Annotated in this window: 13 protein-coding genes; 9 read left to right on the top strand and 4 right to left on the bottom strand. The window is 70.0% G+C overall.

The annotated features are described in order from the left end of the window. The first annotated feature begins 142 nt into the window (after nt 1-142). The gene (locus DEW08_RS15515) at nt 143-808 is read left to right on the top strand and encodes a hypothetical protein (RefSeq protein WP_109328601.1); all 666 of its coding nucleotides are present in this window, start codon (nt 143-145) and stop codon (nt 806-808) included. Nucleotides 809-1177: 369 nt separating this feature from the next. Here the strand turns inward: DEW08_RS15515 and DEW08_RS15510 are convergent, their stop codons facing one another. Genes DEW08_RS15510 through fsa form a run of 3 tightly spaced genes read right to left on the bottom strand, consistent with a single transcriptional unit; the run spans nt 1178 to nt 3522 of the window. Continuing rightward, entirely contained in the window at nt 1178-2131 is a 954-nt protein-coding gene (locus tag DEW08_RS15510; RefSeq protein WP_109328599.1) for a tyrosine recombinase XerC, read from the bottom strand. Beyond that, nucleotides 2128-2841, bottom strand: coding sequence for a DUF484 family protein (locus DEW08_RS15505; protein WP_109328597.1), 714 nt, complete (start codon nt 2839-2841; stop codon nt 2128-2130). The genes DEW08_RS15510 and DEW08_RS15505 overlap by 4 nt, the downstream gene beginning before the upstream one ends. Before the next feature lie 24 nt (nt 2842-2865). After that, on the bottom strand, nt 2866-3522 hold the full coding sequence (gene fsa, locus DEW08_RS15500; protein ID WP_109328595.1) for a fructose-6-phosphate aldolase: 657 nt from the start codon (nt 3520-3522) through the stop codon (nt 2866-2868). A gap of 89 nt (nt 3523-3611) precedes the next feature. Between fsa and DEW08_RS15495 the strand changes: the two genes are divergently transcribed. Together DEW08_RS15495 and DEW08_RS15490 are read left to right on the top strand one after the other, a co-directional pair. Next, nucleotides 3612-5837, top strand: a complete 2226-nt coding sequence (locus DEW08_RS15495) for a primosomal protein N' (protein WP_245986307.1) — start codon at nt 3612-3614, stop codon at nt 5835-5837. Nucleotides 5838-5988: 151 nt separating this feature from the next. After that, nucleotides 5989-6492 carry a cache domain-containing protein gene (locus DEW08_RS15490; protein WP_245986306.1) on the top strand — a complete coding sequence of 168 codons (504 nt, stop codon included), beginning with the start codon at nt 5989-5991 and terminating at the stop codon, nt 6490-6492. An 85-nt stretch (nt 6493-6577) separates the two neighbouring features. Here DEW08_RS15490 and DEW08_RS15485 read toward each other — a convergent pair whose 3' ends face one another. Further along, nucleotides 6578-6901, bottom strand: a complete 324-nt coding sequence (locus DEW08_RS15485; RefSeq protein ID WP_109328593.1) for a hypothetical protein — start codon at nt 6899-6901, stop codon at nt 6578-6580. 429 nt (nt 6902-7330) lie between these two features. Between DEW08_RS15485 and DEW08_RS15480 the strand changes: the two genes are divergently transcribed. The 6 genes from DEW08_RS15480 to DEW08_RS15455 all read left to right on the top strand — a co-directional run bounded on the left by DEW08_RS15480 (nt 7331) and on the right by DEW08_RS15455 (nt 13513). Further along, nucleotides 7331-7897 carry a F0F1 ATP synthase subunit delta gene (locus DEW08_RS15480; protein ID WP_109328591.1) on the top strand — a complete coding sequence of 189 codons (567 nt, stop codon included), beginning with the start codon at nt 7331-7333 and terminating at the stop codon, nt 7895-7897. Further along, a complete protein-coding gene (gene atpA, locus DEW08_RS15475) occupies nt 7897-9426 on the top strand; it encodes a F0F1 ATP synthase subunit alpha (protein ID WP_109328589.1) in 1530 nt (509 codons plus the stop codon). Before DEW08_RS15480 ends, atpA begins: the two co-directional genes overlap by 1 nt. 75 nt (nt 9427-9501) lie before the next feature. Further along, a complete protein-coding gene (locus DEW08_RS15470; protein ID WP_109328587.1) occupies nt 9502-10386 on the top strand; it encodes a F0F1 ATP synthase subunit gamma in 885 nt (294 codons plus the stop codon). 118 nt (nt 10387-10504) lie between these two features. Further along, entirely contained in the window at nt 10505-11929 is a 1425-nt protein-coding gene (atpD, locus tag DEW08_RS15465; RefSeq protein ID WP_109328585.1) for a F0F1 ATP synthase subunit beta, read from the top strand. An 88-nt stretch (nt 11930-12017) separates the two neighbouring features. Next, nucleotides 12018-12437 (top strand): F0F1 ATP synthase subunit epsilon, encoded by a 420-nt coding sequence (locus tag DEW08_RS15460; protein WP_109328583.1) that lies wholly within the window; start codon nt 12018-12020, stop codon nt 12435-12437. Between the two features lie 227 nt (nt 12438-12664). Then, nucleotides 12665-13513 (top strand): acyl-ACP desaturase, encoded by an 849-nt coding sequence (locus tag DEW08_RS15455; RefSeq protein ID WP_109328581.1) that lies wholly within the window; start codon nt 12665-12667, stop codon nt 13511-13513. Nucleotides 13514-13544: the final 31 nt, after the last annotated feature.

The raw sequence follows: 13544 nt of genomic DNA, 5'->3' as shown, positions 1-13544 counted from the left end.
GGCCGGCCCTCCGCCGGACACTCCCCCCGCCATCCCGCTCCGGCGGAGCGCATGAGGCCGGCCCGGCATCCGACCGAAGGAGACCGCCATGTCCATCTCAAGTGTTTCCGGGGCCTCAAGCGTTTCCGGAGCGGGCCAGTCCATGTCCCTGCAGAGGCCGCAAGGGGCCGGCAGGGAGATCCGCACCGGCATCGACCAGTTGAAGACCGCCGTCCAATCCGGCGACCTGGAGGCCGCCAGATCGGCCTACGACTCCCTCTCCGCCCTGCAGAGCAAGCGGACCGCCGGCGGTTCCGCCGCAACCGCCGCGTCCTCGACGGGCTCGTCCACCGGCAGCGCCGCCGACCGCAAGGACCCGCTGTCCACCCTGCTGGAGACCGTCGGCGCGGCGCTGGAGACCGGCGACATCGCACAGGTCCGGCAGGCCTTCGAGGCGGCCGGGCCGAAGGGCGGTCCGGGCGGGCGCGGCGCCCCGCCCCCGGATGGCGGCGGCCGCGGCGGGGCCGGCGGTCCGCCGCCGGACGGCCCGTCGGACGAGATGCGCGCCGCCATGGGCAGCCTCGCCCAGTCGCTGCAGTCGGGCACGCTGGAGGACGCGCAGTCCGCCTATTCCTCGCTGGCCGACCTGCTGGGGATCGGCGACGGCAGCAGCACGTCCGGCGCCGCCGCCGGCAGCCGGGGCAACCCGTTCCTCTCGGCGCTCGCCGGCCTCGGCAGCGCCCTCCAGTCCGGCGACCTCGGCGCCGCCCAGCAGCAGTTCGCCTCCGTCGCCCCGCGCGGCTCGCAGGGCGTCGATATCCGCGCCTGAGCGGTACGCCCCTGGCGGTCCGGCCAGGTCATGCGTTCGGCGCATGGCCCGGACCGGGCCCGGTTGGGCGCCTTGTGCGGCGTGTTTCCGCTGCACAAGGACGTGATCGGCGGTTTCGCCTGGCCCGGCAATGGGTTGGCAGGACCTTTCGCGTACATGCGTTGTGCGGGGGATGCACAAGGGCACTGCTGTCGCCATGCGCAAGGCGCAGGGTGACGGACCGGGCAGGGTGGGGCGCTCGATGGGCCGAGGCTAGGGGAGGGGCCGGGCGGCGGCAAGCGGAGTTTGCAACGCGCCCGCGCCGGCGCCGGCGCGGGAGCGGCGATGCGCGACGTGACCGCGGGGCCGCCGGGAGCCGGGACGGCCCGCTCAGCCCTTCATCTTCGCCCGCGGGTGGGCGGCGCGGTAGACCTGCATCAACTGCTCGCTCTCCACGTCGGTGTAGCGCTGGGTGGTGGAGAGGGAGGCGTGGCCCAGAAGGTCCTGGATGGCGCGCAGGTCGCCGCCGTCGGCCAGCAGGTGGGTGGCGAAGCTGTGGCGCAGCGCGTGCGGCGTCGCACTGTCGGGCAGCCCCATCAGGTGGCGGAGATGCTGCATCTGCCGCTGGGCGACCGCCGGGTTCAGCCGCTTGCCGCGGACGCCGACGAACAGCGGGTCGTCGGGGCCGAGCGCGAAGGGGCAGACGTCGAGATAGGCCCGCACCGCCTCCGTCACCGCCGGCAGGACGGGGACCACGCGTTCCTTGCGGCCCTTGCCGGTGACGCGCAGAAGCTCGCCCAGCGGGGCATCCCTGCGCGGGAGGCCGAGCGCCTCGGAGATGCGCAGGCCGCAGCCGTAGAGCACGGTGAACAGCGCCCGGTCGCGCTTGCCGATCCACGGCTCCTCCGGCTCCTGCTCCGCCTCCTCCAGCAGCCGGTCGGCGTCGATGACGGTCAGCGGACGGGGCATCGGGCGCTTGACGCGCGGCGTGCCGACGGCGGCGATGGCCGGGTTGTGCATCCGGCCGCTGCGGTCGGCCCAGCGGAAGAAGTTGCGCACGGCGGCAAGCGCGCGGGCGCGGCTGGCGGCGATCAGCCCGTCCATCGCCAGCCGCGACTGCCAGGACCGGAAGTCGGCCGCCTTCAGCCCGGCGAGGTCGTTGAGCGAGGGCGGCGATCCGCCGTTGAATTCCGTCAGGAAGGCGAGAAACCCGGCCATGTCGCCGAGATAGGCGCTGAGCGTGTGGTCGGAGAGGTTGCGCTCCGTCTCCATCCAGCGGCGCCAGTGGTCGATGGCGTCCTGGACGTCGGGCCGGGCGGAGAAACCGAGCGCCGGGGCGCTCATGCCGGCAGTTCCAGCCAGCCGCGGATCACGCGTTCCACCACGCGGGCGAGGAAGCCCACCAGCTCGGTGCCCTGGCCGCTGTGGAAGGTGTCGGGGTTGCGGCTGCCGAAGGCCAGCATGCCCTCCGGCGTCTCGCTGGAGACCTGGATGCGGATCAGCACCTCCGACCGCACGAGGCCGGCGCCGGGGCCGTAGATCTCCGGATCGCCCTGCACGTCGGCGTTCAGCACCACGTCGGCCTTGCCGAGCCAGCCGGAGACCGCCCCCGGCTCCACCACCCGCACGCCCGAGGTGTGGACGTGGGGACTGTCCATGCCGTTCGATTCGATCACCAGACAGGCGACGTCGAGGTCGAGCAGGACCGCGAGGTCGGTGGTGATGGTCTGGATCAGCTGCTCGAAGCTCTGCGCGTCGAGCAGGAACAGCACCGCCGCATGGATGCGGTTCTGGCTGTTCAGGTTGGCCCGCGTGGTGCCGATCAGCTCGCGCTGCTGGTCCTTGAGCTGGCGGACCTCGCCGCGCAGCCGCTCGACCATGTAGGCCTGCAGGTCCACCACCCCGCGCCCGCGGTCGACCGACGGCGGGGTGAGGTGGTGGAGAAGCTCGGCGTTCTGCGCCAGGAAGTCGGGGTGCTCGCGCAGGTAGGCGCGGACATCCTCGGCGGATATGCCCTGCGCCGGCCTGTGCGTCTGTCCCGGCTCGCGGGCCATGTCGCGGTTCCGCTCCGCGCCGCGTCAGAGGATCGACTGGCCGGTCTTCTTCCAGTCCTCGACGAACTGGGCGAGACCCTTGTCGGTCAGCGGATGGTTGAAGAGCTGCTTCAGCACCGACGGCGGGGCGGTCACCACATGGGCGCCGAGGCGGGCGGCCTTGACGATGTGCATCGGGTTGCGGATCGAGGCGACCAGCACCTCGGTCTTGAAGGCGTCGTAGTTGCTGTAGATCTCGCAGATGTCCTTGATGATGCCCATGCCGTCCTGGCCGATGTCGTCCAGCCGGCCGACGAAGGGCGACACGAAGCTGGCGCCGGCCTTGGCGGCCAGGATCGCCTGCGCCGGCGAGAAGCACAGCGTGACGTTGACCATCGTGCCTTCGGAGGACAGGATCTTGCAGACCTTGAGCCCGGCCGGGGTCAGCGGCACCTTCACCGCGATGCGGTGGGAGATCTTGGCGATCTTGTGCGCTTCGGCGAGCATGGTCTCGAAGTCGACGGAGGCCACCTCGGCGCTGACCGGGCCGTTCACCACATCGCAGATCTCGGCCACCAGGTCGAGGAAGTTGCGACCGGACTTGGCGACCAGGGAGGGGTTGGTGGTAACACCGTCCAGCAGGCCGGAATCGGCCAGATCGCGGATCTCGGCGATGTCGGCGGTGTCGACGAAGAACTTCATGACGAAGGATCCATGCTTTGCTGAGGAAGACCGGAGCCGGCCGGCAGGGCCACCCCGCCCCGATTCGGGGATTGAGGGCACTCTAGCCGATGCGTGAGCCTTCCGCCAGTTCCGCCCCGCCGGCCCAGGGCGATCTTCTGGGCCCGGTGCGGCGCGTCGCCGTGCTGCTGCCGTTGCCGCTGCGCGAAGCCTACGACTATCGCGTGCCCGACGGGATGGAGCTCGCCGCCGGCGACTATGTCGAGGTGCCGCTGGGGCCGCGCCGGGTGGTGGGCGTCGTCTGGGGACCGGGCGGCGGCGGGGTGGAGGCCGGCCGGCTGAAGCCGGTGGTCCGCCGGTTCGACGCGCCGCCGATGACCGAGGTGGCGCGCCGCTTCGTCGAGTGGGTCGCCGCCTACACCATGACGCCCGCCGGCTTCGTGCTGCGCATGGCGGTCAGCGTGCCGGCGGCGCTGGAGCCGCCCAAGCCGCTGCTGGCCTATCTGCGCCGGGAGGGGGCGGAGCCGCCGGCCGGGTTCAAGATGACCGACGCGCGGACCCGCGTGCTGGCCCAGCTGCAGGACGGCCCGCCGCGCACCCCGGCGGAGCTGGCGGAGGAGGCCGGCTGTGGCGTCACCGTCGTGCGCGGGCTGGCCGAGGCCGGGCTGCTGGAGCCGGTGATGCTGCAGCCCGTGCGCTTCGGCCGGCCCGACTGGACGCGTCCGGGCCCGACCCTGTCGGCCGACCAGCAGGCGGCGGCGGACGACCTGCGCGGCCGGGTGCGGTCCGGCGGCTATTCCACCGTGCTGCTGGACGGCGTCACCGGATCGGGCAAGACGGAGGTCTATTACGAGGCGATCTCGGCCGCGCTGGCGCAGGGCAGGCAGGCGCTGGTGCTGCTGCCGGAAATCGCGCTGTCGGCCCAGTGGCTCGACCGCTTCGCCCGCCGCTTCGGCGCGCCGCCGGTGGAGTGGCATTCCGAGCTGACCGGCGCCCAGCGCCGCGACACCTGGCGCGCCGTGGCGACGGGGGAGGTGCCGGTGGTGGTCGGCGCGCGGTCGGCGCTGTTCCTGCCCTATCCCGACCTCGGCGTCATCATCGTCGACGAGGAGCACGACTCGGCCTACAAGCAGGAGGACGGCGCCATCTACCACGCCCGCGACATGGCGGTGGCGCGGGCGCATCTCGGCGGCATCCCGATCGTGCTGGTGTCGGCCACCCCGTCGCTGGAGACCAAGGTCAACGCCGACAGCCACCGCTATGCCCGCATCGCCCTGCCGGCCCGCCACGGCGGCGCCGTGCTGCCGGAGGTCGAGCTGGTCGACCTGCGCCGCGACCGGCCGCCGGCCCGCCACTGGCTGGCGCCCGGCCTGCGCAAGGCGCTGACCGACACGCTGGCGGAAGGGGAGCAGGCGATGCTGTTCCTCAACCGCCGCGGCTATGCCCCGCTGACGCTGTGCCGCGCCTGCGGCCACCGCATGCAGTGCCCCAACTGCACCGCCTGGCTGGTCGAGCACCGGCTCGCCCGCAAGCTGCAGTGCCACCATTGCGGCCTGCAGCAGCCCCTGCCGCAGCAGTGCCCCAACTGCGGCGAGGAGGGCACCATGGCCGCCTGCGGCCCCGGCGTCGAGCGCATCGCCGAGGAGGTGGCGGAGCTGTTCCCCGAGGCGCGCGCCGCGATCATGGCGTCGGACACGCTGTCCGGCCCGCGCGCCATCCAGGAGATGGTGCGGCGCATCGCCGACCATGAGCTGGACATCATCATCGGCACCCAGGTGATGGCGAAGGGCCACCATTTCCCCATGCTGACCCTGGTCGGGGTGGTGGACGCCGACCTCGGCCTGAACGGCGGCGACCTGCGGGCGGCGGAGCGGACCTACCAGCTCCTCCACCAGGTGGCCGGGCGCGCCGGGCGCGGCGAGCGGCCGGGCCGGGTGATGCTGCAGACCTTCATGCCCGAGCATCCGGTGATGCAGGCGCTGGCCGCCGGCGACCGCGACGGCTTCTACCAGCTCGAGGCCGAGATGCGGCTGGAGGCCGGCATGCCGCCCTTCGGCCGGCTGGCCGCGCTGATCGTGTCGGGGGAGGACCCGGCGCAGGTCGAGAAGGTGGCGATGGATCTCGGCCGCGCCGCCCCGCGCAGCGACACGGTCCATGTGCTGGGCCCGGCGCCCGCCCCGCTGGCCCTGCTGCGCGGCCGCCACCGCCGCCGGCTGCTGCTGAAGGCGCCGCGCTCGGTCCAGGTGCAACCGGTGATCGCGGAATGGCTGTCGCGGGTGGAGATTCCGCCGGCGGTCCGTGTACAGATCGACGTGGATCCCTACAGTTTCCTATGATCGGCGCCGCAGGACAGGCCGCGAGGGTGCGGCGAATTGTCCTTGACGTTACGGATAGGCTGCTGTGACGTTTGGTCCATTGCCAAGCGCGGCGCCCTGGTACTACCACTGTGGGCAAGATTCTTCCCGCCTGCCCGCAATCGAGCGTCCAATGTCCCGTTTTTTCGGCCGTCTGCATCGGAACACCGTTCTGACGGTCCTGCCGGTCCTGTTCCTGCTCGCCGTCATCGCCGTCGCCGCCGGTGCGCCCGCCAGCACCCGCGGCACCGACGCCGAGGCGTGGCGGATGATCGACCGCGCGGCGGAGTTCGTCCGCAGCAACGGGACCGACGCGGCGGTGGAGGCCTTCTCGCGCCGCGGCGGCGCCTTCCTCGACCGCGACCTCTATCCCATGCTGCTGGACAAGGACGGCACGATGGTCGCCCACGGCTGGATGCCGGGGATGAACGGCTACAACATCGCCGGGATGCAGGACGTCGAGGGCCGGCTGTTCATCCGCGAGGCGCTGGACGAGGTGGCGCGGACCGGCAGCGCCGACGTCACCTACCAGTGGCCCGACCCGCTGTCGGGGCAGGTGACGCGCAAGACCATGCACGCCCGCCGCCTGGTCCTGAACGGCGAGAGCTACATGCTGGCGGTCGGCGTCTACCGCTGACCGCGACCGGGCGGCACGGGCGGGCTTCCGGAACGCGCCCCGACCTCTTATATACGAGTGCGTGTCATATATGAGTGCGTGGCGCCTACAGGACCGAAAGCGCCTGGGCGGTGCGCGGCCGGGGGCGCCAGATGGCCAGGCAGTCGGCGGCGGTGGCGCCGGCCCCGATGCCGTACCAGCCGGAGCGGTCGTTGAAGGACAGGCTGTAGCGGCCGCGGGCGTCGCGCTCGAACCGGAAGACCGGACGGTCGACCCCGGGGAGCAGGACCAGAAGCCGGTCATGGTCGCGGGCCGTCTCGCGCACCACCCCGGCCCAGTGGCCCTGGCGCAGCTTCGGCGCGGCGACGGTCTCGAACTCGGCGATGTCGGCGGGCGTGAAGCGGGCGGACGAGAAGGCGACGACGTTCATGGAGGACCTTTCGTTTCGGTCAGGCCGTCCGGACCGCGGATACCGGGATGCGGACACCGGGATACGAACGGCCGGACCCTGCGCGCGAATCGTTAAACGCCCCTTAAGCGGCGCCCGAGGTCACAGGCGGCGGCGGGGAGCGGCCCGGGACCGGCGCCGGACCATCCCCGGGGGCGGCCCCGGACCGGGCGTCGGAGGTACCCCGGCGGAGCGGCGGAACAGGGAATCCATGGCCTTTTTTGCGGTGCGGTAGCACTTGCCCAAAACGCCGCAGCCGCGGCGCGCGCAAATTGTCCAGACCCCGTTGCGTGGGGGCTGATCCTGTGATATTGGACCGCTCGCTTTCGCGGCCGGGGTTGAAAAGCCCTGGGTTGACGCCCTCCGGGCCGTAGAAATTCACCGTCTACCGAACTCAATTCGAGGGATCAGGTGGCAGAAGGTACAGGCGTTTCCGAACTCGCCGCGCGCTACTCCATCGCGCTGTTCGAGCTTGCGGATGAGAACAAGGCGCTGGACGAGGTCGCGAGCGATCTGTCCGCGCTGAAGCAAATCCTGGCCGAGAGCGCCGACCTTCGCCGCCTCGTCCGGAGCCCCGTGATCAGCCGCGCCGACCAGGGGCGGGCCATTGCCGCGGTTCTCGACCGCGCTGGCGTCTCCGACCTGACCAAGCGCTTCATCGGGCTGGTGGCGAAGAACCGCCGGCTCTTCGCGCTCGAGGGGATGATCAACGGCTACCTCGCCGAGCTCGCCCGCCGCCGCGGCGAGGTGACCGCCCAGGTCACCTCGGCCAAGCCGCTGAGCGACGCCCAGCTGCAGGCGGTCACCGACGCCCTGAAGGCCGCCATCGGCTCCAAGGTGCTGGTGAACACCGCCGTCGATCCGGCGCTGATCGGCGGCATGATCGTTAAGTTCGGCTCGCGCATGGTCGATACCTCGGTGCGCACGAAGCTGAACAAGTTGCAACTCGCCATGAAGGCCTCAGGGGGATCAGTCTGATGGATATCCGCGCCGCAGAAATCTCTGCGATCCTCAAGCAGCAGATCGCGAATTTCGGGACCGAGGCGGACGTCGCCGAGGTCGGCCAGGTGCTGTCCGTTGGCGACGGCGTCGCCCGCGTGCACGGCCTGGACAACGTGCGCGCCGGCGAGATGGTCGAGTTCCCCGGTGGTATGAAGGGCATGGCGCTGAACCTCGAGACCGACAACGTCGGTGTCGTGATCTTCGGCGACGACCGCGACATCAAGGAAGGCGACACCGTCAAGCGGACCGGCACCATCGTCGACGTCCCGGTCGGCCGCGGCCTGCTGGGCCGCGTGGTCGACGGCCTGGGCAACCCGATCGACGGCAAGGGCCCGCTGGTCGACGTGGAGCGCAAGCGCGTCGAGGTGAAGGCCCCCGGCATCATCCCGCGCAAGTCGGTGCATGAGCCGATGCAGACCGGCCTGAAGGCTGTGGACAGCCTGGTTCCGATCGGGCGCGGCCAGCGCGAGCTGATCATCGGCGACCGTCAGACCGGCAAGACCGCCGTCGTCATCGACACCTTCCTGAACCAGAAGCCGATCAACCAGGGCGACGACGAGAGCAAGAAGCTCTACTGCATCTACGTCGCCGTCGGCCAGAAGCGCTCCACCGTCGCCCAGATCGTCAAGACCCTGGAAGACGCCGGCGCGCTCGAATACTCGATCGTCGTCGCCGCCACCGCGTCGGAGCCGGCTCCGCTGCAGTTCCTGGCGCCGTACACCGGCTGCACGATGGGCGAGTATTTCCGCGACAACGGCATGCACGCCCTGATCGTGTACGACGACCTGTCCAAGCAGGCCGTCGCCTACCGTCAGATGTCGCTGCTGCTGCGCCGCCCGCCGGGGCGCGAGGCCTATCCGGGCGACGTGTTCTACCTGCACAGCCGCCTGCTGGAGCGTGCCGCCAAGATGGGCGACAAGCACGGCGCCGGCTCGCTGACCGCCCTGCCGGTCATCGAGACGCAGGCCGGCGACGTGTCGGCCTACATCCCGACGAACGTGATCTCGATCACCGACGGCCAGATCTTCCTGGAGACCGGCCTGTTCTACAAGGGCATCCGCCCCGCCATCAACGTCGGCCTGTCGGTGAGCCGCGTCGGCTCCGCCGCCCAGATCAAGGCGATGAAGCAGGTCGCCGGCACCATCAAGATGGAGCTGGCCCAGTACCGCGAGATGGCCGCCTTCGCGCAGTTCGCGTCGGACCTCGACGCCGCCACCCAGCGCCTGCTGGCCCGCGGCGCCCGCCTGACCGAGCTGCTGAAGCAGCCGCAGTTCCAGCCGCTGCCGGTCGAGGAGCAGGTCGTGTCGATCTTCTCCGGCGTGAAGGGCTACCTCGACAAGATCAAGGTCGACGACGTGAACCGCTTCGAGCAGAAGCTCCTGGCCGAGGTTCGCGCCAAGGGCGCGGACATCCTGGCCGCGATCCGCAACGAGAAGCAGATCACGCCTGCGACCGAGGAAAAGCTGAAGGCCTTCCTCGACAACTTCTCCAAGGTGTTCGTCTGATCGGCCGGAGGGGCGGCCCTGGTTGCCGCCCCTTCCGTCTTCCCCGAACGACCCCGAGCGGAATGAAGGGCCGGCATGCCTAGCCTCAAGGACCTAAAGAACCGGATCGCCAGCGTCCAGTCGACGCGGAAGATCACTTCGGCCATGAAGATGGTCGCCGCCTCCAAGCTCCGCCGCGCGCAGGAGCAGGCGGAGGCCGCCCGTCCCTACGCCGAGCGTATGGGCCGCATGCTGGCCTCCCTCGCCTCCAACGTGCAGGACAGCGGCAACGGTCCCAAGCTGATGACGGGCACGGGCTCCGACACGGTGCACCTGCTCGTGGTGATCAGCTCCGACCGCGGCCTGTGCGGCGCCTTCAACAGCTCGATCGTCCGCGAGGCCCGCCGCCAGATCCTGCGCCTGCAGGGCGAGGGCAAGACGGTGAAGGTCCTCACCGTCGGCCGCAAGGCCCGCGACCAGATCCGGCGCGAGTTCGGATCGCTGATCGTCGCGAGCTACGAGGACATCGGCCGCCGCCGCCTGTCCTTCGCCGACGCGGACATGATCACCGACAAGGTGCTGAGCCTGTTCGACGAGGGCGAGTTCGACGTCTGCTCGGTCATCTACAACAAGTTCAAGTCGGCGATCTCGCAGATCGTGACCCTCCAGCAGCTCATCCCCTTCGCCGTCACGGCGACGGAGGAGGCGGCCGGCGCCGAGGCCAAGGCGATCTACGAGTTCGAGCCGGACGAGGAGCAGATCCTCACCGAGCTGTTGCCGCGCAACCTGTCCATCCAGATCTACCGCGCGCTCCTCGAGAGTGCGGCGTCCGAGCAGGGCGCCCGGATGACGGCGATGGACAACGCCACCCGCAACGCCGGCGACATGATCAACAAGCTGACGATCACCTACAACCGCACGCGCCAGGCCTACATCACCAAGGAGCTGATCGAGATCATCTCCGGTGCCGAGGCCATCTGACGGGTTGCGGCACGACGGGTAGACCGGGCGCGGCGATCAGGGCTGCGGGTTCGTTCAAGAGTTTGGCCGATACGACGGCACCACCGACACTTACCGAGTTCCGAGGGAGCTTTACTCCATGGCCACCACCAATTCTGTCGGCAAGATCACGCAGGTTACGGGCGCCGTCGTTGACGTGCAGTTCGACGGCGACCTGCCGGCGATTCTGAACGCGCTGCACACCCAGAACGAGGGCAAGACCCTGGTTCTCGAGGTCGCGCAGCACCTCGGCGAGAACACCGTCCGCGCCATCGCCATGGACAGCACCGACGGTCTCGTCCGTGGTTCCGAGGTGGTGGATACCGGCGGCCCGATCTCGGTGCCGGTCGGCCCGGCCACCCTCGGCCGCATCATCAACGTGATCGGCGAGCCGATCGACGAGCGCGGCGACGTCGGTGCCGAGCGCACCCTGCCGATCCACCGCTCGGCCCCGGACTTCGTCGAGCAGTCGACGGACGCCGAGGTGCTGATCACCGGCATCAAGGTCATCGACCTGCTGGCCCCCTACGCCAAGGGCGGCAAGATCGGCCTGTTCGGCGGTGCGGGCGTCGGCAAGACCGTCACCATCATGGAGCTGATCAACAACGTCGCGAAGGCGCACGGCGGCGTGTCGGTGTTCGCCGGCGTGGGCGAGCGTACCCGCGAGGGCAACGACCTCTACCACGAGATGATCGAGTCGGGCGTCATCAAGCTCGACGGCCCGGGCTCCAAGGTGGCGCTGGTGTACGGCCAGATGAACGAGCCGCCGGGCGCCCGCGCCCGCGTCGCGCTGAGCGGCCTGACCCTCGCGGAGTATTTCCGCGACGAGGAAGGCCAGGACGTGCTGTTCTTCGTGGACAACATCTTCCGCTTCACCCAGGCCGGTTCGGAAGTGTCGGCGCTGCTCGGCCGCATCCCGTCGGCGGTGGGTTACCAGCCGACGCTGGCCACCGACATGGGCGCCCTGCAGGAGCGCATCACCTCGACGAAGAAGGGCTCGATCACCTCGGTGCAGGCCATCTACGTGCCCGCCGACGACCTGACCGACCCGGCCCCGGCCACCTCCTTCGCCCACCTCGACGCCACTACCGTGCTGTCGCGCTCGATCGCCGAAATGGCCATCTTCCCGGCCGTGGACCCGCTCGACTCGACCAGCCGCATCCTGGACCCGCGCGTCGTCGGCGAGGAGCACTACCAGGTCGCCCGCTCGGTGCAGCGCGTCCTGCAGACCTACAAGTCGCTGCAGGACATCATCGCCATCCTGGGCATGGACGAGCTGTCGGAAGAGGACAAGCTGGTCGTGGCCCGCGCCCGCAAGATCCAGCGCTTCCTGTCCCAGCCGTTCCACGTCGCCGAGGTGTTCACCGGCACCCCGGGCGTGCTGGTCCCGCTCGAGGAGACGATCCGCGGCTTCAAGGGCATCGTGAACGGCGACTACGACCACCTGCCGGAGGCCGCCTTCTACATGGTCGGCACCATCGACGAGGCGATCGCCAAGGCGAAGAAGCTGGCCGAAGCCGCCTGACCGGCGGGCTGAAGCGGTTCGTGTGAGGCACACCCTCTCCCCCTGCCGAAGGGGGAGGGGGTTCTTATGAAGAGGCACCAGGAAACCCATGGCCGATAAAGTCGAATTCGAGCTGGTCTCGCCGGAAAAGCTGCTCAACTCGCAGCCCGTGGACATGGTCGTGGTGCCGGGTTCGGAAGGCGACTTCGGTGTGCTTGCCGGCCACGCCCCGATGATCTCGACGGTCCGTCCGGGCGTGATCGACATCTATGAAGGCGACCGCGTCGTCGACCGCGTGTTCGTCGCCGGCGGCTTCGCCGAGGTGACCGAGAGCCGCTGCACCGTTCTGGCGCAGGACGCCGTCCCGGTGTCCCAGATCAACCGGGCCGACGTCGAGAAGGCGATCCGCGACCTGTCCGAGGATGTGGACGACGCCAAGAGCGACGCCGACCGCGCCGCGGCCGAGGCCAAGCTGGCGGTCGCCCGGGCCAAGCTCGACGCCATCGGCGGCGGCGCCACCGCGCACTGAAGGGGTCCGGCGGGCGACGCCCGCGGTGCAGTGCAGCAACAACGACTGGCCTTTCAGCATAGCCGTTGCGGTATCCGTTGCATCGCCCCTGTCGCCGTCTAAATAGTACAGCCAAGGCGCGCGCCTCCCGGTTCGACCGACGGGGCGCGTTGTCGTTTCTGGCATATCCCTTTCTTGGCGAAGGCCTTTTGCAGCAGGAGCACGGCGGAGACATGGCTGGCGGAGACATGGCTGAGGGCGCAGCTCACGACACGGTCCGGTTGCATTGGCGGTATGAGGAGCTTCCCTGGGACAAGCTGGACCACGGCAAGGTCGATCCGGACCTCGTTCCGCTGATCAAGGCCGCGTCCCTCGTCGAGTTCAACGCCGACGACTACACCGCCTATCTCTGCAACGTCTTCCACGACGATCCCGAATTCCAGGCGGTCGCGCGCGGCTGGGCGGTCGAGGAGGTCCAGCACGGCCGGGCGCTCGGCCGCTGGGCGGAGCTGGTCGATCCGGGCTTCGACTTCGAGGCGGCGGTGGAACGCTTCCGTGCCGGCTACCGCGTGCCGATCGAGCTCGACAGCTCGGTCCGCGGCTCGCGCACCGGCGAGATGATCGCGCGCTGCATCGTCGAGACCGGCACCAGCTCCTACTACGCCGCCATCGGCGATTCGACCGACGAGCCGGTGCTGAAGCTGATCTGCAAGAACATCGCCGCCGACGAGCTGCGCCACTACAAGATCTTCTACACCTACGCCAAGAAGTATCTCGGCGTGGAGGGGCTGAACAGGCTGCAGCGGCTGAAGGTGGCGCTGTCGCGCATCGGCGAGTCGGAGGACGACGAGCTGGCCTATGCCTATTTCGCCGCCAACGCGCCGGTCAGCGCGGCCTACGACCGCAAGACCTACAACGCCGCCTACAAGCGCCGGGCCTATGGCCGCTACCGGCCCAAGCATGTCGACCGGGCGATCGCCATGGTCTTCAAGGCCTGCGGCCTGAAGCCCCACGGCCGGCTGTGCACCGTCGCCTCGCGCGGGGCCTGGTGGCTGATCGACAGCAAGGCCCGCAAGCTCTCCGCCACGGCGGCGTGAGGACTGGGGGCGGAACGCTCCCGGACGGTTC

This window comes from Azospirillum thermophilum, assembly GCF_003130795.1.
GTDB lineage: Bacteria > Pseudomonadota > Alphaproteobacteria > Azospirillales > Azospirillaceae > Azospirillum > Azospirillum thermophilum.
Note: the sequence above shows the minus strand (reverse complement) of the source record. Positions and strands in the feature narration are given on the sequence as shown.